The 25,595-nt window shown below is 58.9% G+C and carries 25 protein-coding genes and 2 tRNA genes; 12 read left to right on the top strand and 15 right to left on the bottom strand.

Going from position 1 to position 25,595, the window contains the following annotated elements:
- The first annotated feature begins 81 nt into the window (after positions 1-81).
- Positions 82-1,293: an MFS transporter gene (locus GBK02_RS11685; RefSeq protein WP_203466837.1), complete on the top strand. Its 1,212-nt coding sequence runs from the start codon at positions 82-84 to the stop codon at positions 1,291-1,293.
- Between the two features lie 42 nt (positions 1,294-1,335).
- Positions 1,336-2,100: an NAD(+) diphosphatase gene (nudC, locus tag GBK02_RS11680; protein ID WP_203466836.1), complete on the top strand. Its 765-nt coding sequence runs from the start codon at positions 1,336-1,338 to the stop codon at positions 2,098-2,100.
- Positions 2,101-2,160: 60 nt separating this feature from the next.
- On the opposite strand, the gene GBK02_RS11675 is transcribed toward nudC, so the two are convergent.
- From GBK02_RS11675 to arsC, 3 genes are all read right to left on the bottom strand, one after another.
- Positions 2,161-3,045, bottom strand: a complete 885-nt coding sequence (locus tag GBK02_RS11675; protein WP_203466835.1) for a DMT family transporter — start codon at positions 3,043-3,045, stop codon at positions 2,161-2,163.
- A 202-nt stretch (positions 3,046-3,247) separates the two neighbouring features.
- Positions 3,248-3,385 carry a hypothetical protein gene (locus GBK02_RS11670; protein ID WP_203466834.1) on the bottom strand — a complete coding sequence of 46 codons (138 nt, stop codon included), beginning with the start codon at positions 3,383-3,385 and terminating at the stop codon, positions 3,248-3,250.
- Positions 3,382-3,750 carry an arsenate reductase (glutaredoxin) gene (gene arsC, locus GBK02_RS11665; protein WP_203466833.1) on the bottom strand — a complete coding sequence of 123 codons (369 nt, stop codon included), beginning with the start codon at positions 3,748-3,750 and terminating at the stop codon, positions 3,382-3,384. Before arsC ends, GBK02_RS11670 begins: the two co-directional genes overlap by 4 nt.
- A gap of 203 nt (positions 3,751-3,953) precedes the next feature.
- On the opposite strand from arsC, the gene GBK02_RS11660 reads away from it, so the two are divergent.
- The 8 genes from GBK02_RS11660 (at position 3,954) to GBK02_RS11625 (ending at position 10,271) form a co-directional block, all read left to right on the top strand.
- Positions 3,954-5,891 (top strand): ATP-dependent DNA helicase, encoded by a 1,938-nt coding sequence (locus GBK02_RS11660; RefSeq protein WP_239002997.1) that lies wholly within the window; start codon positions 3,954-3,956, stop codon positions 5,889-5,891.
- Positions 5,884-7,059 carry a hypothetical protein gene (locus GBK02_RS11655; RefSeq protein ID WP_239002995.1) on the top strand — a complete coding sequence of 392 codons (1,176 nt, stop codon included), beginning with the start codon at positions 5,884-5,886 and terminating at the stop codon, positions 7,057-7,059. The genes GBK02_RS11660 and GBK02_RS11655 overlap by 8 nt, the downstream gene beginning before the upstream one ends.
- Before the next feature lie 13 nt (positions 7,060-7,072).
- Entirely contained in the window at positions 7,073-7,579 is a 507-nt protein-coding gene (gene mobB / locus GBK02_RS11650) for a molybdopterin-guanine dinucleotide biosynthesis protein B (protein WP_203466832.1), read from the top strand.
- On the top strand, positions 7,573-8,784 hold the full coding sequence (glp, locus tag GBK02_RS11645; protein WP_203466831.1) for a gephyrin-like molybdotransferase Glp: 1,212 nt from the start codon (positions 7,573-7,575) through the stop codon (positions 8,782-8,784). Before mobB ends, glp begins: the two co-directional genes overlap by 7 nt.
- The gene (gene moaD, locus GBK02_RS11640) at positions 8,781-9,029 is read left to right on the top strand and encodes a molybdopterin converting factor subunit 1 (protein ID WP_203466830.1); all 249 of its coding nucleotides are present in this window, start codon (positions 8,781-8,783) and stop codon (positions 9,027-9,029) included. Before glp ends, moaD begins: the two co-directional genes overlap by 4 nt.
- Positions 9,030-9,043: 14 nt before the next feature.
- Positions 9,044-9,955, top strand: a complete 912-nt coding sequence (ylqF, locus tag GBK02_RS11635; RefSeq protein ID WP_203466829.1) for a ribosome biogenesis GTPase YlqF — start codon at positions 9,044-9,046, stop codon at positions 9,953-9,955.
- 115 nt (positions 9,956-10,070) lie between these two features.
- Positions 10,071-10,146: transfer RNA gene (locus GBK02_RS11630), tRNA-Asn, on the top strand.
- Between the two features lie 50 nt (positions 10,147-10,196).
- Positions 10,197-10,271, top strand: a tRNA-Thr gene (locus tag GBK02_RS11625).
- Positions 10,272-10,290: 19 nt separating this feature from the next.
- Here the strand turns inward: GBK02_RS11625 and GBK02_RS11620 are convergent.
- From GBK02_RS11620 to GBK02_RS11590, 7 genes are all read right to left on the bottom strand, one after another.
- A complete protein-coding gene (locus GBK02_RS11620; protein WP_239002993.1) occupies positions 10,291-12,384 on the bottom strand; it encodes a TonB-dependent siderophore receptor in 2,094 nt (697 codons plus the stop codon).
- Positions 12,385-12,543: 159 nt separating this feature from the next.
- A complete protein-coding gene (locus GBK02_RS11615) occupies positions 12,544-13,563 on the bottom strand; it encodes a class I SAM-dependent rRNA methyltransferase (RefSeq protein WP_203466827.1) in 1,020 nt (339 codons plus the stop codon).
- A gap of 108 nt (positions 13,564-13,671) precedes the next feature.
- A complete protein-coding gene (locus tag GBK02_RS11610; RefSeq protein WP_203466826.1) occupies positions 13,672-15,309 on the bottom strand; it encodes a methyl-accepting chemotaxis protein in 1,638 nt (545 codons plus the stop codon).
- 165 nt (positions 15,310-15,474) lie between these two features.
- A complete protein-coding gene (locus GBK02_RS11605; protein ID WP_203466825.1) occupies positions 15,475-16,713 on the bottom strand; it encodes a uracil-xanthine permease family protein in 1,239 nt (412 codons plus the stop codon).
- Positions 16,714-16,716: 3 nt separating this feature from the next.
- Positions 16,717-17,343, bottom strand: a complete 627-nt coding sequence (gene upp, locus GBK02_RS11600) for a uracil phosphoribosyltransferase (RefSeq protein ID WP_203466824.1) — start codon at positions 17,341-17,343, stop codon at positions 16,717-16,719.
- Between the two features lie 82 nt (positions 17,344-17,425).
- On the bottom strand, positions 17,426-17,656 hold the full coding sequence (locus GBK02_RS11595; RefSeq protein WP_203466823.1) for a hypothetical protein: 231 nt from the start codon (positions 17,654-17,656) through the stop codon (positions 17,426-17,428).
- A complete protein-coding gene (locus tag GBK02_RS11590; protein WP_203466822.1) occupies positions 17,650-18,093 on the bottom strand; it encodes a rhodanese-like domain-containing protein in 444 nt (147 codons plus the stop codon). The genes GBK02_RS11595 and GBK02_RS11590 overlap by 7 nt, the downstream gene beginning before the upstream one ends.
- A gap of 105 nt (positions 18,094-18,198) precedes the next feature.
- On the opposite strand from GBK02_RS11590, the gene GBK02_RS11585 reads away from it, so the two are divergent.
- Positions 18,199-18,750 (top strand): YaeQ family protein, encoded by a 552-nt coding sequence (locus GBK02_RS11585; protein WP_203466821.1) that lies wholly within the window; start codon positions 18,199-18,201, stop codon positions 18,748-18,750.
- Positions 18,751-18,787: 37 nt separating this feature from the next.
- On the opposite strand, the gene GBK02_RS11580 is transcribed toward GBK02_RS11585, so the two are convergent.
- From GBK02_RS11580 to GBK02_RS11565, 4 genes are all read right to left on the bottom strand, one after another.
- Entirely contained in the window at positions 18,788-19,744 is a 957-nt protein-coding gene (locus tag GBK02_RS11580) for a TerC family protein (protein ID WP_203466820.1), read from the bottom strand.
- Between the two features lie 241 nt (positions 19,745-19,985).
- The gene (locus GBK02_RS11575; protein ID WP_239002990.1) at positions 19,986-20,693 is read right to left on the bottom strand and encodes a zf-TFIIB domain-containing protein; all 708 of its coding nucleotides are present in this window, start codon (positions 20,691-20,693) and stop codon (positions 19,986-19,988) included.
- A complete protein-coding gene (locus GBK02_RS11570) occupies positions 20,690-22,567 on the bottom strand; it encodes a U32 family peptidase (protein WP_203466819.1) in 1,878 nt (625 codons plus the stop codon). The genes GBK02_RS11575 and GBK02_RS11570 overlap by 4 nt, the downstream gene beginning before the upstream one ends.
- Before the next feature lie 6 nt (positions 22,568-22,573).
- Positions 22,574-23,419 (bottom strand): SAM-dependent methyltransferase, encoded by an 846-nt coding sequence (locus GBK02_RS11565; protein ID WP_203466818.1) that lies wholly within the window; start codon positions 23,417-23,419, stop codon positions 22,574-22,576.
- Positions 23,420-23,530: 111 nt separating this feature from the next.
- Between GBK02_RS11565 and GBK02_RS11560 the strand changes: the two genes are divergently transcribed.
- On the top strand, positions 23,531-23,809 hold the full coding sequence (locus tag GBK02_RS11560; RefSeq protein ID WP_203466817.1) for a hypothetical protein: 279 nt from the start codon (positions 23,531-23,533) through the stop codon (positions 23,807-23,809).
- Positions 23,810-23,921: 112 nt separating this feature from the next.
- Here the strand turns inward: GBK02_RS11560 and ettA are convergent, their stop codons facing one another.
- On the bottom strand, positions 23,922-25,589 hold the full coding sequence (gene ettA / locus GBK02_RS11555; protein WP_203466816.1) for an energy-dependent translational throttle protein EttA: 1,668 nt from the start codon (positions 25,587-25,589) through the stop codon (positions 23,922-23,924).
- Positions 25,590-25,595: the final 6 nt, after the last annotated feature.

Genomic DNA, 25,595 nt, shown 5'->3' with positions numbered 1-25,595 from the left:
TTTGCCGAGGCGGGTGAGATAGCTGACTGATTTCCGGCCAAGCCGCGTATCCTTGTTGCCCGCGTCAGCTCCACCTTATTCATGTCTACTGCGCTTTCTCCCCGTTCCGAACGTTTCTTCCTGCTGACCCTGGCTGGCATCCAGTTCAGTCATGTGCTCGATTTCATGATCATGATGCCGCTTGGGCCGATCCTGATGGCGGCTTTCGGCATCGGTACGCATGAGTTTGGTTTGCTGGTTGCGTCCTACAGTTTCAGTGCCGCCGTCTCGGGCATTCTCGCCGCCACCTTCGTCGATCTCTTCGAGCGCAAGCGCCTGTTGCTGATCAGTTTCGCCCTGTTTGCGCTGGCCACGCTGGCCTGCGGCCTGGCGCCGGGCTATTCGAGCCTGATGCTGGCGCGCGGCCTGGCGGGCGTGTTCGGCGGCATCATGGGCGCATTGATCCACACCATGATCGGTGACGCGATCCCGTTTTCCCGGCGGGCGAGGGCGAGCGGCATTGTTTCCAGCGCCTTTTCGATCTCGACGATTGCCGGCGTACCTTTGTCCTTGTGGCTGGCCAATCATCTCGGCTGGCGTGCGCCCTTCGTGCTGATTGCTGCGTTCAGCGTATTTTTCCTGATCGTCGGCCTGCGTTTCCTGCCGGAACTGCGCCATCACCTGAGCGAGGAAAAGCGCGCCCATCTGCTCTCGGCCACCTTCAGCGTGCTGGGCGATGCCAACCATCTGCGCGCCTTGCTCTTTTCTGCGCTGATCATTTTTTCCGGCTTTACGGTGATCCCCTACATTACCGTCTATGCGGTGAATAACGTCGGCATCGATCAGCATGATGTGCCTATCGTCTATCTGTTCGGCGGTTTCGCCACCTTCATCAGTGCCCGCCTGATCGGCCATTGGGCCGACAAATACGGCAAGGTCGAGGTTTATCGTCGGGTCGCGCTGCTCGCCACGCTGCCGCTGCTGGTCCTGACGCACGCCGGTGTCTGGCCGTTGTGGGCCTGGCTGATCTGCTCGACCAGCTTTTTCGTGCTGACCTCGGGACGCATGATTCCGGCCATGGCGATCATCGCCTCATCGGCCCAGCCCAAGCTGCGCGGCACCTTCATGTCGCTTAACGGCACGGTGCAATCCCTGGCTATGGGCCTGGCGACGACGCTGGCCGGTTTTCTCATCTCGCTGGATGGCAGCGGCAAGATCGTCGGTTATCCACTGGTTGGCTACGTCGCCGTCGCGGCCAATTTGCTGGCCATCTGGTTTGTCTCGCGTATCGTCATGCATGGGCGTCACGAGTAAGGCCGGGCGAGCGTTGTCGGCCCACCATCTTTGGGAGAGTTCATGAATCAACCGGCTTACTGGATTTTGCGCTGCGAGCACCGCCTGCTGATGGTTTCGGGCCAGGGCGAGGACGCGATATTTCCATCGGCAACGGCCGCTGATTTTGGTCATCTGTCCAATGCGCTGGAAGTGGGCCAGTTGCACGGTTTGCCCTGTTTCGCGGTCGACGTTGCTCAACACCCGGAAATCGAGGGCAGCACGGCGACGCATTTGCGAGCCGTTTTTCAGCTGGCTGGACCGGAAATTTTCGCGCTGGCCGGGCGGGCGACACAGTTGCTCGATTGGCAGAACAATCACCGGTTCTGTGGCAAATGTGGCACACCGACCGAACTCAAGGCTGGCGAACATGCCATGCAATGCCCGGCCTGTGGCCTGCTGGCTTATCCCCGTCTGTCGCCGGCCATCATGGTGTTGGTGCGCGATGGTGAAAAACTGCTGCTGGCCCGCAGCCCGCATTTCAAACCCGGCGTGTTCAGCGCACTGGCCGGCTTTGTCGAGCCCGGTGAAACGCTGGAAGAATGCGCCCGGCGCGAAGTGCGCGAGGAAGTCGGCATCGAAATCGCCAACCTGCGCTATTTCGATAGCCAGCCGTGGCCGTTTCCCAATTCGCTGATGATCGCCTTCTTTGCCGATTACGCCGGCGGCGAACTGGTGCCCGATCCGGCTGAAATCGAAGCGGCTGCATGGTTTACTGCAGATGCACTGCCTATCCTGCCGGACCGAATCAGCATTTCGCGGCGCTTGATCGATGCCGCGCTGGGATAAGCCTGTTTCAGGCTGATTGCTGCGGTCGACCGCGACAATCAGCCTGAATTCAGCGAGTCCTCAGCGCCTGAGAAAGGCCGAGGCGAGCATCGGCCATTGGTGCAGGCCGAGGCCGAGCGTGATCAGGCCGGCGCCCAGCCAGACGCGAGCTTCGATCATCTCGCCGTTCAGCACATTGCCGAGAATCAGGGCGATAACTGGGGTGATTAGCGTAATCAGCGATACCTTGCCGGCATCCATGTGCTTGATCACGTAGTAGTACAGTGCAAAGCCGAGTACCGAGCCAAAAATCCCGAGATAAATGATTGCCGCGCCGGCGCGGGGTGCAATGTCGGTCGGTATCTGGCCATCAACCAGCCACCAGGCCAGGATGAACAGCGGCAATGCGACAAGCAGCGTGCCGGCCGTCGTGGCCAGCGGTGGGCTGTGATCGCCGATCCGCTTGACGCCAACCAGGCTGGCTGAATAGAGGAAGACGGCAAGCAACAGGGCGGCAATGCCGAGTACGGCCTGGTGTCCCGAGACTTCATGGCCGGTGGCAAAAATAAGCGCCAGACCGAGGATGCCGAGAGCCATGCCGATGAGCTTGGCCGGGCGCAGTGCACGTTCGCCCAGCCAGAACACGGCGAGTACGCTGGTCGCCAGCGGCGTCAGTCCGAACAGCACGGACACCAGCCCGGAATGAATGTATTGGGCGCCCCAGTAGGTGCTCAGCATGGCGCCGAACATGCCGAGCCCGCCGACCAGGTAGCTCTGGCGTGCCTTGCGGTGGAGTGGAAAACCAATGCGCCAGACAACGATCAGGACAAGGGCAAGGGTGGCGCCGATCAGCATGCGGGCCATGACGGCAAAGGCAAAGCCGGTACCGAGCGCACTCCATTGAATGGCGAGCGGGGTGGTAGACCAGATGGCAACAATTGTGAAATAAGCTATCGGAATGGGCATGGACGTTCTTTCGTCAATCAATCGGAGGAGGTGGGTTGCCTGGCGTGCCGGTCGTGGCTTTTGGCCAGCAAAAGGCTGGATTGCGACGAATCATTCGGTCGATTGGATGTAGGGCGTGCATGGTGTTCTCCTTGAAAAAAGCAATAAAAAAAGCCGCGGACCTGAGGGTTTCGCGGCTTTCGGATGGGTAATGCTGAAACTGCTACATGACAACTCCGGTGGCCTCGAAACCATGGCGCGCAAACCAGCGGCGCAGTAGCGCGCAGCGGGCGGTCAGCAGGGCGGATTTCGGGAAGGAGTGCATCGCTTCAGTGTAGTGGCCGGGCTTGGAAGGCGTCAAGCTGGATTGTTCGGGGGCTGGATGAACGCCAGAATTTTCTCCGGTGGGCGGGCAATGACGGCTTTGCCGGCCTGCACAAAAATCGGTCGTTCGATCAGGTTCGGATTTTTCGCCAGCGTGGCAATCAACGCTGCTTGCGTATGCGCCGGATTGTCGAGATCCAGTGCGCTGTACTCGGTTTCCCCCTTGCGCATCAGAGCGCGGGCATCGCTCAGGCCCAGTTGGGCGAGCAAGGCAGTCAACTGCTCGATGCCTGGCGCTTGTTCAAGATAAGTGATCAGTTGCGGCTCGATCCCGTGCGCCTGGAGCAGGGCGAGTGCCTGGCGGCATTTCGAGCAGCGCGGGTTGAAATAAAGTTGGGGCATGGGGAGCATTACCAGTCAGGTATCAATGACAAGACAGCGATTGTCGCCCGGAAATCAACAGGCGGTGAAGTTGTATTTTCAGCCTCGAACTGCATTTTTGCCTGTGGTTTTTCTGTTTTCCGGCATCAGTCAGGGCCGGAATATCTCCCTGTTTCTGTTAAGATTCGCCCCGTTTTTTCAGGTTTATTCCGGTTCATTCCCCTTTGTCGTCCCTCCAGGAAATATTCGCCCCAGACGGGCTGCTGGCCCGTGCCATCGGCGGCTATCGCGTGCGCGATCAGCAAGTCGAGATGGCCGAGCGCATCGCGGCTGCGATCAATAGCTGTTCGGTGTTCATCGCCGAGGCGGGGACCGGCACGGGCAAGACATTTGCCTATCTCGTTCCGGCGCTCAAATCGGGCGGCAAGGTGATTGTCTCGACCGGGACCAAGACGCTGCAGGATCAGTTGTTCAACAAGGACCTGCCGATGGTCCGCGACATCCTCAAGGCGCCGGTCAAGATTGCCCTGCTCAAGGGGCGGGCCAATTATGTTTGCCATTACCACCTTGAACACGCCCAGGCCGACGGTCGTTTCCTGACCCGCGAAGATGCGGCCGATGCGCGGCGCATCTCGATTTTTGCCAAGGTCACGCAGAGCGGCGACAAGGCCGAATGTCTGGAAGTTTCGGAAAGCTCGCCGGTCTGGGCGCACATGACCTCGACGCGCGAAAACTGTCTCGGCCAGGATTGCCCGAACTACAAGGAGTGTTTCGTCATGCAGGCGCGCCGCGAGGCGATGGCGGCTGATCTGGTGGTGGTCAATCATCACCTGTTCTTTGCCGATGTGATGCTGCGCGACGAAGGCATGGCCGAACTGCTGCCGGCCTGCAATACGGTGATTTTCGACGAAGCCCACCAGTTGCCGGAAGTCGCCACGCTATTCTTCGGCGATACCGTGTCGACCGCGCAAATCCTCGATCTGGCGCGCGATGCGCGATCCGAGGCAATGACCCATGCACGTGACTTCCTGGCCTTGCCGGAAGCCAGCAAAAAAATGGAAAAAGCGGCCAAGGATTTGCGTCTGGCGGTCGGCCTCGATGCCGGACGCTTTTCCTACGGTCAACTGCTCGAAAAGCCCGAATTTGCCCCGGCCCTCAAGCTGCTTGAAGAGGAAGTCAGCAACTTCGCCGCCTTGCTCGAAACCCAGGCCGAGCGCGCAGAGGGCTTGGAGAAGTGCTGGCAGCGGGCGCTTGAGCTGACTCAGGCGATCGGCCACTGGCAAAAGGAAGTCGATGACGGTTACGTGCGCTGGGCAGAAGCTTTTACGCATGCGCTGCAACTGAACTCGACGCCGCTCAGTGTCGCCAATATTTTCCGCAAGCAGATGGGCGGCCATCCGCGGGCCTGGATCTTTACCTCGGCAACGCTTGCCGTGCAGGGCAAGTTTCATCATTACTGCGCCGAGTTGGGGCTGGGCGATCCGGAGTCGGCCTGCTGGCAGAGTCCCTTCGATTACGAAAAGCAGGCCATGCTCTATGCGCCGCTCGGCATGCCGGAGCCGAATTCCTTCGGTTACACCGATGCCGTGGTCGACGCGGCGTTTCCGGCCGTGGTTGCGGCCGGTGGCGGCGCCTTCTTCCTGTGCACCAGCTTGCGCGCCATGCGTCGGACGCACGAATTGCTCAAGGCCCGGCTTGAGGACGAAGGCATCGACATGCCTTTGCTGATCCAGGGTGAGGGCAGCAAGAACGATCTGCTACAACGCTTCCGCCATCTCGGCAACGCCATCCTGGTTGGCAGCCAGAGTTTCTGGGAAGGCGTCGATGTGCGCGGGGAAGCCTTGTCGCTCGTTGTGATCGACAAAATTCCCTTTGCGCCGCCCGATGATCCGGTGCTTTCGGCGCGCATCGAGCAGATGAAGCAGCAGGGCCGCAATGCCTTCATCGAATACCAGTTGCCGCGCGCCGTGATCAACGTCAAGCAGGGCGCTGGCCGATTGATTCGCGACGAAAGCGATACCGGCGTGCTGATGATCTGCGATCCCCGACTTCTGTCAAAGCCTTACGGGCGGCGTGTATGGCAAAGTCTGCCACCGATGAAGCGGACCAAGGAGTTGAAGGACGTGCTTGATTTTTTTGCCCGGCGTAACGGCAATGTTTGATCGACCAGCCCTGAATGCCGAGTTGCTGGCGGCCGGCAACCTGGACGGCAATGCGCTCCAGCTATCGCACCCCAGCTTGTTTTCAGCGGCCGAGCTGACCGTTTCGTCCGGGCAGGCCGAGGCCATGGCCGGCCTGATTGCCGCCATCGAATCGGTCGTTGCCATGCCGGCTTATCGCCAGCGTGTGCTTGGCTGGGCGCCGCTTGGTGCCCGGAAGGATGTGGCGGCGCGCGGTGTTTTTTACGGCTACGACTTTCATCTCGCGGTCGACGGCCCGAAACTGATCGAAATCAACACCAATGCCGGCGGTGCACTGCTCAATGTCTGCCTGCTGGCAGCCCATGGCCGGCATGATGACGCGCAGTGCCTGCGTCAGGCATTCGTGGCCATGTTCAGGGAAGAGTGGCGGCTGATGCGCGGCGAGCTGCCGCTCAAGCGCATTGCCATCATCGATGAAAATCCGGCCGGGCAATATCTGGCACCGGAGTTCGAGCTTTTCCGCCAGTTGTTCGAAGCGCACGGCATTGCTGCCGTCGTCGCTGATCCGGCTGAGCTGCAACGCGATGGCGATCGTTTGCTGCATCGCGGTGCGGTGGTCGATCTGGTGTACAACCGGCTGACCGATTTTTCGCTCGATGCTGCGGTCAACGCCGATTTGAAGGCTGTTTTCGAGGCTGATGGCGTCGTTGTGACGCCGTATCCGCAGGCCCATGCACTGTATGCCGACAAGCGCAACCTGATGCTGCTTTCCGACCCGGCTGCGTTGTCCGACATGGGGGTTCCCGAGGCGACGCAGCGCCTCCTGCTGGCCGGCATTCCGCGCACTGTGGCGGTTGATCCGGGTGAGGGCGAGGCTTTCTGGGCCGGTCGTAAAAACTGGTTCTTCAAGCCGGCGGCCGGTTTTGGCAGTCGTGCGACGTATCGCGGCGACAAATTGACCAAGCGTGTTTTCGAAGAAATCCTGCAGGGCGGTTACATCGCCCAGGAAATCGTTCCACCTTCCGAGTTGACCGTGGCAGTGGCCGATGCAGCGCAAGTCATGAAGCTTGACCTGCGTTGTTACGCCTACGCCGGCCAGGTTCAACTGATGGCTGCCCGGCTTTACCAGGGGCAAACAACCAATTTCCGTACGCCGGGTGGTGGCTTTGCCCCGGTGTTCGCCGTATGAAACAGAGGCATCAATGAAGGTTTTTGGGATCGCCGGCTATTCCGGTTCCGGCAAGACAACCCTGCTCGAAAAACTGATTCCTGTCCTGACGGCACGCGGGTTGAAAGTGTCCGTCATCAAGCACGCCCACCATGGTTTCGATATCGACCGTCCGGGCAAGGATTCCTACCGTCACCGTGAAGCCGGCGCGGCGGAAGTGCTGCTCTCCTGCCACGATCGCTGGGCCTTGATGCACGAACGGCGCGATGAAGGTGAAGTGACGCTCAATGAATTGCTGGCCCGGTTGGCACCTTGCGATCTGGTGCTGATCGAAGGCTTCAAGCAGGAACCGGTGCCCAAGCTCGAAGTCTACCGGCCTGAAAATGGCAAGCCGCCCTTGTTCAGCGAACGCAGCGACATTGTGGCGATTGCGACCGATGCCGAACTGGCGACGCACTTGCCGATCTTGCCGCTCAATGATGTCGGTGCGATCGCCGATTTTGTGATGACTACTCTCGAATTGCAGGAACGCCCATGCTGAGTTTTGAACAAGCCCTGGAAAAATTGCTGGCCGCTGCCCAGCCTGTCGAAGAAATCCGCTCGCTGCCGCTGACGGCTGCTGCTGGGCGCATTTTGGCCCTCGCACAACGGTCGACCGTGGCAGTCCCGCCGCTCGATAACTCGGCGATGGATGGCTATGCCGTGCGTCTGGCCGATATTTCCGCCAAAGGCATCTGCCTGCCGGTCAGTCAGCGCATTCCTGCAGGCACTGTCGGCACGGCACTGCAACCGGGCACCGCAGCCCGTATCTTCACCGGCGCCCCCGTGCCGGCGGGCACCGATGCGGTGGTCATGCAGGAGCTTTGCGAGCACGGCGAGGGCGGGGTGGTCATCAACCATCTGCCGCGTTCGGGTGAAAACATTCGACGGGCCGGTGAGGACATTTCGGTTGGCGCCGAAATCCTGCCGGTCGGCATCAAATTGCAGCCGCAGCACATTGCCCTGGCTGCTTCCGCCGGTCTGCCCGAGTTGCCGGTGTATCGTCGGGTTCGCGTCGGTGTTTTCTTTACCGGCGATGAACTGGTGCAACCCGGCGAACCATTGCCGCCGGGGGCGATCTACAACTCGAATCGTTATGCGCTGGTCACGCTGCTTGAAGGCATGGGCTGCGAAGTGCGCGATCTGGGTACGGTGCCGGACAAACTCGACGCCACCCGCGAAGCATTGCGCAAGGCGGCGACCGACAACGATCTGATCATTACCAGCGGCGGTGTTTCTGTCGGTGAAGAGGACCATGTCAAGCCGGCGGTCGAGGCAGAAGGTCGGCTCGATATGTGGAAAATTGCCATCAAGCCGGGCAAGCCGTTGGCCTTTGGCGAAGTACGTCGTCCAGATGCGGCCGGAAAAGCCTGGTTCATCGGTTTGCCGGGCAATCCGGTTTCAGCGATGGTGACCTTCATGGTGATGGTCCGCCCCTTCATTCTTCGCTTGCAGGGTGCGGGGCTGCTGATGCCGCGCAGCTTTGCGCAACGCGCCGATTTCGAATGGCTGCGTCCGGATGCGCGCAAGGAATTCCTGCGCGCCCGGATCAATGCCGACGGCGGCATCGAACTCTACGTCAACCAAGGCTCAGGGGTGGTAACCTCGCTGTGCTGGGGCGATGGCCTGGTGATCAATCCGCCGGGGAAAACCATTGCCCGGGGCGATCTGGTCGAGTTCGTGCCTTTTGCGGAGTTGCTGTCATGAGCGTCACGATCCTCTATTTTGCCGGCCTCAAGGAAGCCCTCGGGCGCGGCAGCGAAACAATCGAACTCCCGGCCGGGGTCCACACGGTCGGTGCCTTGCGCGACTGGCTGGTGGCGCAGGGCAGGGAATCATTGGCGGTAGCGAAAAATCTTCGCTGCGCTATCAATCAGGATATGGCCGGGCTTGATGCGGCGGTGAAGAGTGGCGATGAAATCGCCTTTTTCCCGCCGGTCACGGGCGGCTGAAAGGAAAGCAAGTAATGTCGATTCAATGGTTCCCGGGGCACATGACCTCGGCCCGCAAGAAGGCCGGTGAAACGCTGGCCATGGCCGACGTCGTGGTTGAAGTGCTCGATGCACGCCTGCCGCAGGCCAGCAGCAATCCGATGATCCACGAACTGCGCGCTTTCCGGCAGCGTCCCTGTCTCAAGTTGCTGAACAAGGCCGATCTGGCCGATCCGGTAGCGACCAAGGCCTGGATGGAATATTTCGAGCAACAGCCCGGCGTCAAGGCCGTCGCTATTTCCTGCAAGAAAGCCAGCGACGTTGCCCGGGTGCCGGGGCTGGCCCAGAAGCTGGCGCCGCATCGCTGTGATGCGGTCAAGCCGCTGCGCCTGATGATCATGGGGATTCCCAACGTTGGTAAATCGACGCTGATGAATGCGCTGGTCAAAAAGCGGGTAGCCGCCGTCGGCGATCAGCCGGCCGTGACCAAGAGCCAGCAGCGGATCGACATCAGCTCGCGCCTGACCATCTACGATACGCCAGGCATGCTGTGGCCGAAGATCGCCCATCCGATCGATGGCCTGATGCTCGCCGCCAGCCATGCGGTCGGTGTCAATGCCTACATCGATGAAGAAGTTGCGACCTTCCTCGCCGGCTTCCTGCTTGAACAGTACCCGGCCATGCTGACGGCACGCTACGGGTTTTCCACCGAGAACATGGATGCTGTTTCGGTCATCGAGGCCGTTGCCAAAAAGCGTGGCTGCCTGCTCAAGGGGCGGGGCGGCGAATACGATTTCGAAAAAGCGGCAGCTATCTTGCTGATCGACTATCGCAGCGGCGCACTGGGACGGATCAGTCTGGAAACACCGGATTTGCGGGCCGAACGACAGACCCAGCTGGCGGCACTGGCCGCTGCAGCGGCTGCGGCCGATGCTGAAAAAGCCTGAAAAATCAGTGGGGCGAAAATTTATTTGTCTCTCGAAACGCAGAGTACTAGGCGTTTTCGAAACTCTTGTATATAATTCGCGCCCTGTTGGTGATCGTTATTGATCACAGCGTAGTTCCTCGATAGCTCAGTCGGTAGAGCGCCGGACTGTTAATCCGTAGGTCCCTGGTTCGAGCCCAGGTCGGGGAGCCAAAAGCCACTGTTTCAGGTCACAACCTTCTGATTCGGCTGTCTTGAGTTGTGCCCATGTGGCTCAGTGGTAGAGCACTCCCTTGGTAAGGGAGAGGTCGGCAGTTCGATCCTGCCCATGGGCACCACCCGTTTTTTCCCGAACCCTCAGTAGTCAAGACGCAAGCTGATCCAGTTGCGCCGTTCGACGATGCGGTCGTCCGCTTTTCCTTCCGCCCTGAATTCCCCGTGAGCTCCGTTAAGCGACTGAGCAGTGTAGGCAAGTTCGCCCTGCAGTTTGCCAACCTGAAGCGGATGACTCAAGCGAGCATCGATTCGCGTGTAGCCATCGGATTCGCTGTGCTGCGTCCATTTCATTTTTCCCTGCTTGTAGGCAGCTGTTGAAAACTGCATGTTGTAAGGCAGTTTCTGCATCAGCAGCAACGAAGATCCCAGGCGTGGCGCCGAATGGTTGGTTAGTGCCGACCAGCGCACCAGATTGCCATTGATCGATATGCTTGAGTCGTTGACCAGGCTATCGAGAAACTCCGATTTGATCCTGGTCAGGGCCTGGCCAAGCATCACGCGGGTGGTTTCAAAGGGTTGCCAGCGCCATTGATATTCGATGCCTTCGGTTTGCACGCGCTGCACCGGGGTGGTGAAGTCGGCCGTGATCGAGCCGCAACTTGCCATTTCGCAGAGATCGGCTTGCCTTACTGTTCGCTCGACGCTGAGCAGGCGGTTCGGGATTTTTTCGATAAAAGCACGGATATCGAGACTCATGCGAGAGGTACGCCAGTCGCCGAGATAGCCGATCTCCAGGCTTTCGAGCTTTTCGGATGGCATGTCCGGATTGCCATAAAACTTGCGGTCATAGAGCATCGTGCTGGCGGGGACGATTGTTCCGTCACGCTGGGCGAAGGCATTCAGCCGACGATCTCCCTTGTAGTCCACCAGGCTGCCGGTGCGTGTGGCTCTGGCGTAACCGAGGCGGATGGTATTTTCCGGGTTGAGATGGACGCTACCGCTGAGACGGGGAGAAAAACTGCTTCCGGCCAGTGAGTCATGATCGATCGAGCCGCCAAGATTGCCTGTAAACCATTGAGCGGGTTTCCATTCAAGGTTGGCGAAAGTACGGGTAATGCTCCGGCCAAGGCGTGGGTTACCGTAGAAATTGGCCTCTGACTGAACTTCGTCGCGTCGGTAACCGCCTCCCCAGGCAAGGCGAGTATGTTCTGTCGGATGAAAGCTGTGTTGCAGCTCGATTTCCTGGCGTATCGAGCTACCGTAAAAGCTGCCATCCCAATACAGGTAGTCAGTCGGTGCGGGTGTGTCGCCTGTGGCAGCCAGAAAGCGATCGCTTGCCGCGTCTCGTGACCAGGCGTAGCGCAGATTCAAATCGGCATCGGCAGACAGAATGTGTTTCCAGGCAAGTTGCAGGAAAGTGCTGGATTGCTTGAAATCATGCAAAGGTTCGCCCTGGCTGCCAATTTTGCCTTGGGGCATGGTGGCTGAGATGCTGCCCAGGTTGAATTGAAGCACATCGCTTGTCGAGAGCTGAAAATCGGCTCGCAAATCAAACAGGCGGGATTGAAAATCGTCGTGCCAACTGCTTCTGTCACGTAACCCGCTATCGTCTTTTTGTTGATAGGTAAAACGGAAGTCGCCGTTTTCGCCAATTTTTCCGCCGTTGCGCAGCGTGTAGTCGCGTACGCCCTGGTTGCCGATATTGCTTGATACGGAAAAACCGTGTGCCAATGCCGGGTCGACCGTGATGATGTTGATGACTCCGAGAAAGGCATTGTTGCCATAGGCGACAGAGTTTGTGCCGCGTACGATCTCGATGCGTTCGATGTCTTCGATGGCGATGGGTAGGACGTTCCAATTGACGCCGCTGCGGAATAGCGGCGAATACTGCGATCGATCATCGATCAGCACCTGGACGCGAGGCGAGAAATCCTCGTCGGTCAGGCCGTGATAGCTCACCCGGGTTGGTTCTGTGTTGTTGGGAAAGGTTTGAAAGCCGGGGACCAGCCTGAGCAGGTCATTCAGGTCGCGAGCCCCGGATGCCTTGATGATTTCCCGGTCGAGAATGGTCATCGAGCTTGGGGCGTCTTGCAGGCGTTGTGTCAGGCGGCTGGCCAAAGCGACAATTGGCAGTTCGGAGAAGAAAATATCCTCATCCGAATCGGCGCTACTCGCCTGCATTGGAAGTTGCAGCAAGGCGACAAGAAGCACGCTTCGAACATGTAAATCTGACAAGGGCGTTCTGCGTTTGGGCATGCGTCCGGGAAGGCTGGCGGTTAAAGTCGGCGAATCCTCTGTGCGGCATGGACGATGCGTAGAGCATCGAACCTTTGTCAGATTTTAGGGTGAAAATGTCAAAACAACTACATTTTTTACTGATGTGTTTTATTCTTTTCACACTCGCAATAAGGCGATTTTCAGTGGCGGCTGACCATCGTGGCTCGGAAAGTCAGACTCTGGCTGGATCCATTCGATTTCCCGTACCGTTCGACCTGCTTTCTTGGCGCAACGCAGTAACTGGTCGCCCCATATTTCACGCGACAATTGGGCTGCATTGTTGCAGCAGATCAAGGTTCCGCCCTCGTGGGTGCACGCCAGCGCCAGCTTCATCAAGGCCGCGTAGTCATTGACGATGTCGACCACGCCAAAAGCGCTTTTGGCGTAGCGTGGCGGATCGAGAAAAACGAGATCAAAGCGCTTGGCTTCCAGTTTTGGAAAAGCCGGCATGCGTTTGCCGCGCACCATGCTGGCCTGGCCGATGCCGGCGAATTGGCGCATGGCAGCAAAGGCATCGCTCTGGACGAAGCGCATGCGTATCGGCAAATCGTTCAGCCGGGCGTTTTCCTTGCCGACGTTGAGATTTGATTCGGCAAAATCGACGTTGACCACGTGCGTTGCACCCGCCTTGGCTGCCGCAACGCCGATTCCGCAGGTATAGGCAAACAGGTTGAGAACGCTCTTGCCGGCGGCTTCCTGAAGAATGCGCCGACGACCGGCGCGCATGTCGAGGAAAAGCCAGGGGTCCTGCCCGCTGTGGCGGCCTTGGACCAGGTAATTCAAACCCAGCTCACTGAATTGCCGCTGCTTTTCGGCCTCTGCCTGCTCCTGGCCTTGCAGCGGGTTGGCAATGCGCGAATTGCTCTGGCTGCGGTCGTTGTAAACTGTGATCAGGCCGGGCAGGGCGCTCGCGTAATAATTTTCGATGGCGATCCGCTCATCGGCTTCGAGCGGTGCGTGAAAGGTCTGGATCAAAAGCAGCTCACCGTAGCGGTCGACCGTGAGACCGGGGTGATTTTCGGTGCTGCCGTTGAAAAGCCGGTAGGCGTTGGTTTTTTCGCCGTGCAGTGATTCGATGAGAGTCTGGCGGGCCGAGAAGGCTTTTTCTATGGCGCTGACAAGTGGCAGGGAGGACATGGCGGTTTCCGGTGAGGGTTACAGCAATCACTGCGGTCGACCGCAGCCAGAAAGCCGAAAACCGCCAATTTTACCGGACTCCGCCGAGGCGAAGCCGGTTTGAACCGATCAGGTGCGGAAACGTCCGACGATCTGTTCGAGATTCACGGCAACCGCTTCAAGACTGCTGGCCGACTGGCTCATGCCGGACATGCTGTGGCTGGTTTGCTCAACCATGTTGGCAATTTCCTCGACGCGTTGGGCAATCGATGTCGAGGTCGCACTCTGTTCGCGCGTCGAGCCTGCGACTTCACGGATCCGGTCAAGTGTCTGGTGTGCTCCGCTTTCGATGCTGGTCAGCGAGTCAGCAGCCGAAGCGGCCAGTTCTGCGCCCCGCTCGACTTCTGGCAGGGCGGCATCCATGGTGCGGACAGCACCTTCGGTTTCATGCTGAATTCCGGCAATCATTTGCTCGATTTCAGTTGTTGCGCTTGATGTCCGCTCAGCCAGTTTGCGCACTTCATCGGCCACCACCGCAAAACCACGGCCTTGTTCGCCGGCCCGGGCCGCCTCGATCGCGGCGTTGAGTGCCAGCAGATTGGTTTGTCCGGCAATATCCTTGATGACCGAGGCGATGCTTGAAATCTGGTTGGCGCGGTCGTGCAGTACCTTGATGTTTTCAGAGGCACCCGAGACGGTCCGGGCAATTTGCTGGATTGCCTGGGTGGCCTGGTTGACCCGTTCGGTTCCCTGGTTGGCCAGTTGGACTGCCGTGTGGGAAAGCTGCTCGGTATCGGTCGCGTTATCGGAAATATGGTTCGAACTGACCGTCAATTGCTCGATGGCTGCTGCCATTGAAGACGTTGCATCGGCCTGTTGGTGCGCAGCCATGGCCACTTCGCGTGAGGCCTGGCTGATTTGTTCGGAGTTGGTTACTACATTGCGTGCATCGCGCCTGACCTGATCAAGAATCTCGCGCAGGGAAGCGGTCATGGTGCCAAGCATGAACAGCAAGCTGCCTCGAGGGGCATTGCCGACCGAGGTAGTCAGGTCGCCGTCGGCAATTTTTTTCATGACTTCGGCTGCCTTGGCCGGCTCGCCACCGATCTGGCCGAGGACGCTGCGTGAAACGACAAGGCTGAGCAGGCCAATGACCAGAATCGGGATCAACGCTATCGATAGCTCTGAAATCAGACGGTCGCGGAATAACTGTTCTTCCGAATCAAGATAGATGCCGGTGCCGATAACCCAGTTCCATGGGCTGAATTTCATGACGAAGAGCAGTTTCGGGAACTGTGTTGTCCCGCCAGGTCGCATGAAAGTGGTCTCGACAAACCCTTCATTGCTCGATTGAACGGAGTTCATGATTTCACGAAGCGTCAGGCGCCCTTGGGCATCCTTCAATTTTTCCATCATGTTCTGACCTTCGAATTCACGTTTGACGTGAGCGACGCCAACCCCTTCGAGGGTCCATGCATAATAGTATTCAGTCTTGCCATCGGCGCCGCCGTAGCGTGCTTCACGGATGGCCGAAGCGGCCAGTTTTTGTGCTTCTTCCCGGGTCATTTTTCCGGCCACTTCCTGAGCGTGGAAAAAACTGACGATGTTGTGGATGCCCTGAACGCCGGTTCGAACCTGTTCGCGATGTCCTTCCTGTAGCGCCTGGCGAGCGCTGTTTGCGCCCAGCACGGCGATCAGCCCCATGCCGATCACGGCAGCAATGACGATCAGGATGAGACGGCTGCGTAGCGAGAGATTGCTCAGCATTTTTTTCCCCTATTTTTGAGCGGTTTTTGTTTTTTGGTACGCATCTGTGCAAAACCAGATAATGCTAATAAATAGCATACACCCGGATGAGGGCGGTGTGGCACAAGAGGAATATCTTGTCCGATGCGGACAGCGGGTGGGCTGGACAGCCCACCCGGAGGAGGCTTAGCGAGCTTCCGGCGACGACTGGCTGGCAGGCAGAATCAGATTCAATGCCACCGCAAGGACGCCGCACAGGCTGATGCCTTGCAGCGAGAAACTGCCGATACTCAGGCCGAGACCGCCAATGCCGGTGACCAGCGTGACGGAAACGATGCACAAATTGCGCGGGCTGGAGAGATCGACGCGTGCATCCATGATGGTCTTCAGGCCGATGCCGGCAATCGAGCCGAAGAGCAGCATCATGATGCCGCCCATGACCGGCATCGGGATGGTCTGGAGCAGGGCCCCAAATTTGCCGACAAAGGCCATCATGATTGCGAAGCAGGCAGCCCAGGTCATGACCACCGGATTAAAGTTCCCGGTCAGCATGACGGCCCCTGTCACTTCGCCGTAGGTGGTAACCGGCGGGCCGCCGAACAGGCCGACGATATTGACGGCCAGTCCGTCGCCGAGCAGCGTGCGATGCAGGCCGGGCGATTCGGTGAAATCCTTGCCGGTCACCGAACCGATCGCCAGGACGCCGCCGACGTGCTCGACGATCGGGGCGATGGCGACCGGAATCATGAACAGAATGGCCGCCAGATTGAACTCCGGTGAGCCGAATTGCGGCATGGCGATCCATGCGGCTTGTTCGACCTTGCTGAAATCGACAATTCCGGCAAAAAGCGAGACGGTGTAGCCGACGGCAACGCCGATCAGGATCGGCACCAGCTTGAGCAAGCCACGGGCGCGGATGGCGGTCAGCATCGTTGCGGCCAGCGAAATGGCCGCAATCGACAGTGCCGTGCCATAGGGGACGACCTGCTGGTCGCCGGCCTTGCCGGTTGCCATATTGACCGCTACCTGGGCCAAGCCGAGGCCGATCACCATGACGACCGGGCCGATCACGACCGGTGGCAGCAGGCGATGAATGAAATTGACGCCGCGCCATTTGACCAGCCCGGCTGCAACGTAATAGAAAAAACTGGCCGAGGCGAGCGCGCCGAGCGTGGCCGGCATGCCCCAGGTTTGCACCGAGTAGGCAACCGGGGCGATGAAAGCGAAACTTGAGCCGAGATAGATCGGCACCTGGCGTTTGGTGCAGATCTGGAAAATCAGCGTGCCAACGCCGGCACCAAGCAGGGCCAGGCTGGGGTTGAGACCGGTCAGTAGCGGGACGAGGACGGTTGCGCCGAAAGCGACGAACAGGATTTGTGCGCCGGAAAGAGCTGTCCGCCAGGTGGGTTCGTGGGTGGTGCTCATGGCTTACTTGGTTCCAAAAATCTTGTCGCCGGCATCGCCGAGACCGGGAATGATGTAGCCATGTTCGTTCAAATGGCTGTCGACCGCAGCAGTGTAGATTTCCACTTCGGGATGAGCTGCCTGCAGCGCGGCAATGCCTTCCGGCGCGGCGACCAGTACCAGGGCGCGGACGTGCTTGCAGCCGTTGCGCTTGAGCATGTCGATGGTGGCGATCAGCGAACCGCCGGTCGCCAGCATCGGGTCGATGATCAAGGCCATGCGCTCGTCGAGCTGGCCGACGAAGCGCTCGAAGTACGGCTCGGGCATCAGCGTTTCTTCGTTGCGGGCGATGCCGACGACGCTGACTTTGGCGCTCGGAATCAGGTCGAGTACGCCGTCCAGCATGCCGAGACCGGCGCGCAGGATAGGTACGACGGTTACTTTCTTGCCCTTGATCTGGTCGATTTCAACCGGGCCGGCCCAGCCGTCGATCGTGCAGCGTTCGAGTTCAAAATCCCGGCAAGCTTCGTAAGTCAGCAGGCGGGCCAGCTCAGCCGTCAGTTCGCGGAATTTCTTGGTACTCATGTCGGCCGCACGCATCAGGCCGACTTTATGTTTGACGAGGGGATGGCGGACTTCAATCACCGGCATGGTGTTCTCCAAAAGCACTATTTTTCTAAGGCTTGCAGGTTAACGGATTCACGCTGACGGCGCACCGTCCAGTGTCAAAAAATCACGGATTTTCGGGTATTTCCGGGCTGTTTTGAAGTTTTAGCCAGCGTTGCCAGTGACCACACGCCGAACGCGCCCGGCGTTCATCGCCATCCCAGCCTCCGCCGTGGCACAGGCCGGTTACCGTTTCCGATTCGATCAGTACGCTGGCGTTGGTCGCGCCGGGTTGGCGCGGCCCCTGCCAGCGTTCGCAACTGGCGCAACGTTTGCGGTCGACGGCTTGAATCAACAAGATTTGGCAGCGCGGCAGGCAGCAATGCTCTGGGTGGCCGGGGTCAGCGGGCCGTTTTCCTTGCTCCAGCCCTTGATGCCGTTTTTGACGTTGTACACTTGGGTGTAACCGGCTTGCTGCGAAAGAAACTGGCTGACCGGCTTGGTCCGGTTGCCCGAGCGGCAGATGACGATCACCGGCTCATTGGGTTTGGCGACCGGCTTGATTTTCTCCAGCCAGGCTGCCGGATCGGAGCGGCCGCGTTCGTCGAAGAAGGTGATCAGCCGGCTGCCGCTGATGATGCCGGTTTCTTCCCATTCCGGCAGCGTGCGGATGTCAATGACCGGAACGCCGCGCTTGACCAGTTTGTCGAGCTCCGCATTGTCGATGTCGATCACTTCGGCCTGGGCAAATGTAGTGGCAAAGGCCAGAAAGGAGGCAAGAATCAGTCGTGGCATGGATTTTATTCCAGTATTTAATGAACCGATTATAGATGGCCTGCAGCCCGGCGCACGGAATGCGCTCTCCGGCATGGGATAATCGCTGCTTTTTTCGGGGCAGTCATGGCGCTCAAATCGACCATCTTCAAGGCAGAACTTCAGCTTGCCGATCTTGATCGCTCTCATTTTGGTGATTATTCGCTGACTATTGCCCGGCATCCTTCGGAAACCGATCAGCGGATGATGATCCGCCTGCTGGCCTTCGCCATGTTTGCCTCTGAAACGCTGGCATTTGGCCGGGGGTTGTCGAGCAGTGAAGATGAGGCGGATCTGGCCGATACCGACCTGACCGGGTTCATCGAACGCTGGATCGACGTCGGGCTGCCTGATGAACGCAATATCCGCCGCGCCTGCAGTCGTTCCGGGGAAACGGTCGTGCTGGCTTATGGCGCGCGGACGCTGGATCTCTGGTGGCAGGCTTCGGCCAGCAAGCTGGCCGGGCAGAAGAATCTGCGGGTCTATGCTCTGGCGCCCGACGAGTCCCAGGCCCTGGCCGGGCTAGCGGCACGCAACATGCGCCTGCAATGCACCATTCAGGACGGGGTGATCTGGCTGGGTAATGACAGCAGCCAGGTCGAACTCAAGCCGCGTTTGCTCTTCGGACCCGATCAGTAACGCAGCCAAAGAAGCGAGCCATGGCGGCTCGCTTTTTTTACGCCTGATTTTCGCGTGCCTCCTTGCGCAGCGAGGCCCAGACCGATGCGCCAATAATCACGGCGATGACGGCCAGGGAGAAACCGACCGGAATCTTGTAGAGATCGATCAGCAGCATCTTGATGCCGATGAACATCAGCACGATGGCCAGGCCGTATTTGAGCAGCGAGAAGCGGTCGGCCACGCCGGCCAGTAAAAAGTACATTGCCCGCAGGCCGAGAATGGCGAAGATGTTCGAGGTCAGCACGATGAACGGATCGGTGGTGATGGCGAAAATGGCCGGAATCGAGTCGACCGCGAAAATCAGGTCCGATATTTCCACCAGGACGAGGGCCAGAAAAAGCGGCGTGGCGTAGCGCAGGCCGTTTTTGACCACAAAGAAGTGTTGACCGTGAAATTCGGTCGTGATGTTCATGTGCCGGCGTATCCAGCGAATCAGGCGATTGTTTTCCAAATCAGGTTTTTCGTCGGCAAACCAGTACATCTTGACGCCGGTGACCAGCAAAAAAGCGCCGAAAACATACAGAATCCAGTGGAACTGGGTAATCAGCCAGGCCCCTGCAAAGATCATCACACTGCGCATGACGATGGCGCCGAGCACGCCATAAAGCAGCACCCGTTTTTGCAGTTCAGCCGGAATGGCAAAGAAGCTGAAGAGCATCATCCAGATGAAAACGTTATCGCCGGCCAGGGCTTTTTCGATCAGGTAACCGGTGATGAATTCGAGTGCCTTGGTATTGGCGATTTCGCGTCCGACGCTGCCGTCGAGATGCCACCAGAGTCCGCCGGCAAAGGCCAGGCTGAGACTGATCCAGATCAGCGACCAGACGCTTGCCTCCTTGAAACTGACGCGGTGTTCCTTGCCGCCGCCGACCACCAGCAGGTCAATGGCCAGCATGATTGCGACGATGGCTGAAAATCCGGCCCACAAGCCAAGATTGCCTACGGTTTCCATGATCCTTCCTTTCGTGCATTCCAGAAAAGCAAACGGCCCGAGCCGGGTTGGGCGAGGGGCCGTGGAATGCCAAAAGGTGCCTCGCCATTGCGGCAAAGGTCTTGCTCACAGCGCTGATTTGCTGCCCGGTTGCCGGAAGGTTTGGGCCTTCGTGATGACGACAAGTCGGTTAGGAGCTACTCCCCCTTGGGTGAATCGACTGTAATCAAACTGGATCTGGCTGTCAAACGGGGGCGCTGGCTCAGTGGAAAATTTTCCAGGCGAGTTCTACACCGGAAATGATCAGGTCGCCGATTTCCAGTTGATCCAGAGTGCTAGCGTTTTCACGTTGCCGGCGCGAGCGTTCTCTTTCGGTGCCCAGAATGGCATCGGCCAGCAAGGCGGGGTCGCGTGTCGTGCGCTTGATCTCGGCCTGCTGGTAAGTGGCCAGCGCCTGCTCGACAGCCTCCGGGTCGAGAATGGCGATCGGTGAGCGGCAATGCGTGCAGGCATAGTCGTGCCTGATATCGACGGGTGCGCCGCAACCGGTGCACCGGACGCTGCCGATTCTTGCCTTGAGTTGATCGATCTCTGTCACGGTCAACTGCCTGACAAAGCCCTTTTCGATCATGAACTGGGCAAAACTTGTAAAACGTCCGTGCTTTTGCAGGCAGCGGTGATAGTTGAAACGTCCGCTGCGGACGATGTCCAGACTGTGTATCAAACGGTCATCGCAGCGCGGGCAGTTGAGGCTGTCGCGCAGCGGCAGGCGTTGATCATCGCGGTGCTGATGGATCAGCCGGAAAAGCTCGATGATCGCGCCCGGTGTCAGTTGTGCGCTCTCGAAATCGTCGAACCAGATACCCTGGCAGGAGAAGCACAGGTCGAGTTCGATTTCGCCATGTAACTGACGTGCGAAACCTTGCTGCACCATCGGTTGCCGGCAGGAAGGGCAGCTTGTCGAACTCACGCTGGACGAATGCTGCCGAGGTTGAGTTTGACGCCTTTTTTCATTTTGCCGATGACGTGCATTTCGCAGGCCTTGCAGTCGAACTTGAGAATCAGTTTTTCATTGCCGTTGACCAGGGTCATCGGGTCCGACTTCAGGTGCTTCACTTCCTTGGGGCAGAGGTTGAAGCTGTAGCGCAGGCAATGGCGGGTGATCATCAACGAAACCATGCCTTTTTCCTGATTCGCTTCATAAGCCTCGGCGATCAGTTTGACGCCGTGCTTTTCGTAGAACTGGCGGGCCTTGGCGTTGAAGACGTTGCCGAGATAAGTCAGTTCTTCCTGCGGGTAGGGCGTTGGCTGCGCGGCTGGCGTGGCGCGTGGCGGCCGGGCGTGGGCGGCCAGGCGTGCTGTTTCGAGCTTTTCGGTCGCTTCGCGGCGCAGCGCATTGATGGCACTGGTCGGCAGGAAAAAGGCTTGTGACAGCTTCAGTTCGACGGGCTGCGCGGCGAACATCGTGTTGCCGAACTTGCCGAGTTGTTCGCTCAGGCCGCTCAGTGCCCGCTCGGCGTTCTTGGCCATTTCCTTGCTGTCGGGCAGGTCGACCGTGACGCTGATCTGGTCTTCGTCGGTCAGGGTCAGCGCAAAGCCGTCGGCGGTTTCGCTGAACACCGGCTGGATCGAAATACGGCGTTCGGCCGATTCCTTCTCCAGCGAGCGTTCGAACTCCTGGTCGCGGTTGCGGAACAGCGTTGCCCCTTCGGTCAGCTCGGCCGGGATTTCGACCGGGAAAAGCGTCTTGCCGTCAGCCCGGTTGATGCGCATGCCGACGACTTCGCCGTGGCCGTCATAAAAACAGACGCCGTCGCCATTGTTGAAGTCGATTGCGCTGTTGACCGTGAAATAGCCATCGCCGATTTCGGCGACCTCGCCAATCGGTTCGCCAACAAAACTCGGCGAGTCGAACGCGCCGATATCGTCCTGGCGGTCATTGGCAAAGTAATCGGTATAGCCCCGGTTGTAGGTTTTGTCCGGCTGCGGCTCGAAGGTGTAGGTGCTGCGGCCGGAAGAGGCGCGGCTAAATTCAGGGTTGCTGGCGATGACTTCATCGAGCAGCGTGCGGTAATGCGCGGTGATGTTCTTGACGTAGCTGAGGTCCTTCAGGCGGCCCTCGATCTTGAACGAACTGACGCCGGCCTTGGCCAGAGCGAGGATGTTTTCGCTCTGGTTGTTGTCCTTCATCGACAGCAGGTGCTGGTTCTCGGTGATCGTCTTGCCCTTGTCGTCGATCAGTGTGTAGGGCAGGCGGCAGGCTTGCGAACACTCGCCGCGATTGGCGCTGCGACCGGTGTGGGCATGGCTGATGAAGCACTGGCCGCTGTACGCGACACAGAGTGCACCGTGGACAAAATACTCCAACGCAACAGAGCTTTGCGACGATATCTTGATAATTTCGTTTAAGCTTAACTCGCGGGCCAGAACGACCTGCGAGAAGCCTGCATCTTCAAGGAATTTGACCTTGTCTGGGTTGCGATTGTCGGTCTGCGTGCTGGCATGCAACTGGATCGGCGGCATGTCGATTTCAAGCAGGCCCATGTCCTGGATGATCAGCGCATCGGCGCCGGCATCGTAAAGTTGCCAGGCAAGTTGCCGGCTGTCTTCCAGTTCGTCGTCGCGCAGGATGGTGTTGAGTGCGACGAAAACCTTGGCGTGATAGCGGTGGGCAAAGGCGGCCAGGCGGGCGATGTCTTCGACGCTGTTGCCGGCCCCGTAGCGAGCCCCGAAGGAGGGGCCACCGATATATACGGCATCGGCGCCGTGCTTGATGGCTTCGATGCCGAAATCGGCATTCTTGGCCGGGGCGAGGAGTTCGAGCGGGTGATGGATTCTGGTCATCTGGGCTTAGTACGCAAAACGCGGGGCAAGTTCTTCTATGTTGAATTCACGCAGGATGGCCTCGGCCCGTTCGTGCGCATTCTTTCGCGGTCGACCGCCATTGGCTGTCGATTTCGAAGCGATGATCAATTCGTTTTTCATTGAATGCTCCCAGCCGACCAGTTCGGTGACGGTGACCTGATAGCCGTGCGATTCAAGCAGCAGGCAACGCAACACATTGGTCAGGTGGCTGCCCAGTTCGCGGGTGTGGATCGGGTGGCGCCACAATTCGGACAGCGATGTCGCAGCGAGAGATTCGTTTTTCCGGGCGCGCATGGTTGCAGCGACCTCGGCCTGGCAGCAAGGCACCAGCACGATATGCCGGGCCTGCTTGGTCAGTGCGAAGCGGATGGCGTCGTCGGTCGCCGTATTGCAGGCGTGCAGTGCGGTGACGACATCGATCTGCTCGGGTAGCTGGTTCGAATGGGTCGATTCTTCGACCGTGATGTCGAGAAAGCTCATTCCCTCGAAGCCGAGCCGGGCAGCCAGTTCGCGCGATTTGTCGACCAGTTCCTTGCGCGTTTCGATGCCATAAATGTGGCCGCGTTTTTCTTCCGCCTGACGATCCTTGAAGAACAGATCGTAAAGAATGAACCCGAGGTAGGATTTGCCGGCGCCATGGTCGGCCAGGCTTCGGGCATCGGCCAGCAGTGGCTCGATGAACTGGTAAAGGTGATAGACCTGCTTCAATTTGCGGCGGGTGTCCTGGTTGAGCTTGCCGTCACGCGTCAGGATGTGCAGTTCCTTGAGCAGTTCAATCGACTGGCCGGGACGAATTTCAGGAATTTCGGCAGGGGTGTTTTGCTTTTTCATGGGGCGTGATTATCGCATTCAAATGTCTGTCACTTTCGTGTCAACCGAATCGAAACTGTGTCGTTATTAGGCTCATGGTGATCCAACACCGCACTTCATACGGAGAGACAAATGGGCAGTTTGAGCAACGAATCCTTCGAACAATTCCTGGATTCCCTGAAGAAAGCCGGCATTACGATTTCCAACGAAGCCGAACTGCGCGAGCGGCTGGCAGAAGCTCAACGCTGGCGTTTCGCCTTCCAGACACTGGCTGCCAACGGCAAGATCATCGGCATCAGTTTCGAGGATCACTCCGAAGGTCGCAACGATGCTGAAATCAGCCGTGCGTTCAACGAATTCCAGTTCTCGGAAAAGTCCAAAGCTGTTTTTTCGGCTAATCTGAAACACTAAAAGGTTTTGAGCCCCGGTACTGCGGGGCACAAAAAGAAAGACGGGCACCGAAATGGTGCCCGTTTTGTTTTTGCACGCGATGCCCGCTTTGGCGAGCATCGTGGCAATGGCGTTATTTGCGGGTGATCGGCTTGTAGCGGATACGCTTCGGCTTGGCACCTTCTTCGCCGAGGCGTTTCTTCTTGTCCTCTTCGTATTCCTGGAAGTTGCCTTCGAAGAAGTTCCACTGCGAATCGCCTTCGGCGGCCAGGATGTGCGTACAGATACGATCGAGGAACCAGCGATCGTGCGAGATGACCATCGCGCAGCCGGGGAATTCGAGCAGCGCATCTTCCAGGGCGCGCAGGGTTTCGACGTCGAGGTCGTTCGACGGTTCGTCGAGCAGCAGGACGTTGCCGCCGGTCATCAACGTTTTGGCGAGATGCAGGCGACCACGTTCGCCGCCGGACAGATTGCCGACCTGCTTGCCCTGGTCGGCGCCCTTGAAGTTGAAGCGGCCGATGTAGGCGCGCGACGGCATTTCGAACTTGCCGATCTGCAGGATGTCGCTGCCCTGGGCCAGTTCTTCGAACACGGTCTTGGTGCCGTCGAGGCAGTCGCGCGACTGGTCGACGTAGGCGATTTTGACCGTCGGGCCGATGTCGACCGTGCCGGAGTCCGGCTGCTGCTGGCCGGTGATCATCTTGAACAGCGTCGATTTACCGGCGCCGTTCGGACCGATGATGCCGACGATGGCGCCGGCCGGGATGGTGAAGCTGACGTTGTCCATCAGCAGCTTGTCGCCAAAGGTCTTGGTGACGCCGTTGAACTCGATGACCTTGCCGCCCAGGCGCTCGCCGACCGGAATGAAGATTTCCTGGGTTTCGTTGCGCTTCTGGTATTCCTGGCTCGACATTTCCTCGAAACGGGCGAGACGCGACTTGGACTTGGCCTGGCGTGCCTTCGGATTCGAGCGCACCCATTCCAGTTCCTGCTTCATCGCCTTCATGTGGGCGTCGATCTGCTTGTTTTCGGTCTCCAGACGGGCTTCCTTCTGCTCCAGCCAGCTGGAGTAATTGCCCTTGTACGGGATGCCGTGGCCGCGGTCGAGTTCGAGAATCCACTCGGCAGCGTTGTCGAGGAAGTAACGGTCGTGGGTGACGGCGACGACGGTGCCCGGGAAACGGACGAGGAACTGTTCCAGCCATTCGACGGATTCGGCATCCAAGTGATTGGTCGGTTCGTCGAGCAGCAGCATGTCGGGCTTGGCGAGCAGCAGCTTGCACAGCGCGACGCGGCGCTTTTCACCGCCGGACAGGTTGCCGATCACGGCTTCCCAGGCTGGCAGGCGCAGCGCATCGGCGGCCAGTTCCATTTGGGCTTCGGTATCGGCGCCGGCAGTCGAGATAATTGCTTCAAGGCGGGCCTGTTCTTCGGCCAGTTTGTCGAAATCGGCGTCTTCTTCAGCGTAGGCGGCATAAACGGCTTCCAGCTTGGCTTGCGCCTGAATGACTTCGCCGAGTGCCGATTCAACTTCTTCCTTGACGGTCTTGGCTGGGTCGAGTTGCGGCTCCTGCGGCAGATAGCCGATCGAGACGCCGGCCAGGTGCTGGACTTCGCCGTCGTATTCCTTGTCGACGTTGGCCATGATCTTCAGCACGGTCGACTTGCCGGAACCGTTCAAACCGAGCAGGCCGATCTTGGCGCCCGGGAAGAAGGAGAGGGAAATATCCTTGATGATCTGCCGCTTGGGCGGGACGATCTTGCTGACGCGCAGCATCGACATTACGTATTGAGCCATGGACCT

The sequence above is a fragment of the Dechloromonas sp. TW-R-39-2 genome (assembly GCF_016864195.1).
In the GTDB taxonomy this organism is placed as follows: domain Bacteria; phylum Pseudomonadota; class Gammaproteobacteria; order Burkholderiales; family Rhodocyclaceae; genus Azonexus.
The sequence above is the reverse complement of the archived record's forward strand: the minus strand, read 5'-3'. Positions and strand labels throughout refer to the sequence as shown.

Excerpts from the sequence above, each read along its gene's own strand:
- GBK02_RS11560 (WP_203466817.1), top strand. The coding sequence starts at position 23,531 with ATGGGCAGTTTGAGCAACGAATCCTTCGAACAATTCCTGGATTCCCTG.
- GBK02_RS11610 (WP_203466826.1), bottom strand. The coding sequence starts at position 15,309 with ATGCTGAGCAATCTCTCGCTACGCAGCCGTCTCATCCTGATCGTCATT.
- arsC (WP_203466833.1), bottom strand. The coding sequence starts at position 3,750 with ATGCCCCAACTTTATTTCAACCCGCGCTGCTCGAAATGCCGCCAGGCA.
- GBK02_RS11605 (WP_203466825.1), bottom strand. The coding sequence starts at position 16,713 with ATGAGCACCACCCACGAACCCACCTGGCGGACAGCTCTTTCCGGCGCA.
- GBK02_RS11675 (WP_203466835.1), bottom strand. The coding sequence starts at position 3,045 with ATGCCCATTCCGATAGCTTATTTCACAATTGTTGCCATCTGGTCTACC.
- GBK02_RS11565 (WP_203466818.1), bottom strand. The coding sequence starts at position 23,419 with ATGAAAAAGCAAAACACCCCTGCCGAAATTCCTGAAATTCGTCCCGGC.
- GBK02_RS11685 (WP_203466837.1), top strand. The coding sequence starts at position 82 with ATGTCTACTGCGCTTTCTCCCCGTTCCGAACGTTTCTTCCTGCTGACC.
- mobB (WP_203466832.1), top strand. The coding sequence starts at position 7,073 with ATGAAGGTTTTTGGGATCGCCGGCTATTCCGGTTCCGGCAAGACAACC.
- nudC (WP_203466836.1), top strand. The coding sequence starts at position 1,336 with ATGAATCAACCGGCTTACTGGATTTTGCGCTGCGAGCACCGCCTGCTG.
- GBK02_RS11590 (WP_203466822.1), bottom strand. The coding sequence starts at position 18,093 with ATGCCACGACTGATTCTTGCCTCCTTTCTGGCCTTTGCCACTACATTT.
- ettA (WP_203466816.1), bottom strand. The coding sequence starts at position 25,589 with ATGGCTCAATACGTAATGTCGATGCTGCGCGTCAGCAAGATCGTCCCG.
- GBK02_RS11615 (WP_203466827.1), bottom strand. The coding sequence starts at position 13,563 with ATGTCCTCCCTGCCACTTGTCAGCGCCATAGAAAAAGCCTTCTCGGCC.
- ylqF (WP_203466829.1), top strand. The coding sequence starts at position 9,044 with ATGTCGATTCAATGGTTCCCGGGGCACATGACCTCGGCCCGCAAGAAG.
- GBK02_RS11570 (WP_203466819.1), bottom strand. The coding sequence starts at position 22,567 with ATGACCAGAATCCATCACCCGCTCGAACTCCTCGCCCCGGCCAAGAAT.
- GBK02_RS11580 (WP_203466820.1), bottom strand. The coding sequence starts at position 19,744 with ATGGAAACCGTAGGCAATCTTGGCTTGTGGGCCGGATTTTCAGCCATC.
- glp (WP_203466831.1), top strand. The coding sequence starts at position 7,573 with ATGCTGAGTTTTGAACAAGCCCTGGAAAAATTGCTGGCCGCTGCCCAG.
- upp (WP_203466824.1), bottom strand. The coding sequence starts at position 17,343 with ATGCCGGTGATTGAAGTCCGCCATCCCCTCGTCAAACATAAAGTCGGC.
- moaD (WP_203466830.1), top strand. The coding sequence starts at position 8,781 with ATGAGCGTCACGATCCTCTATTTTGCCGGCCTCAAGGAAGCCCTCGGG.
- GBK02_RS11585 (WP_203466821.1), top strand. The coding sequence starts at position 18,199 with ATGGCGCTCAAATCGACCATCTTCAAGGCAGAACTTCAGCTTGCCGAT.
- GBK02_RS11655 (WP_239002995.1), top strand. The coding sequence starts at position 5,884 with ATGTTTGATCGACCAGCCCTGAATGCCGAGTTGCTGGCGGCCGGCAAC.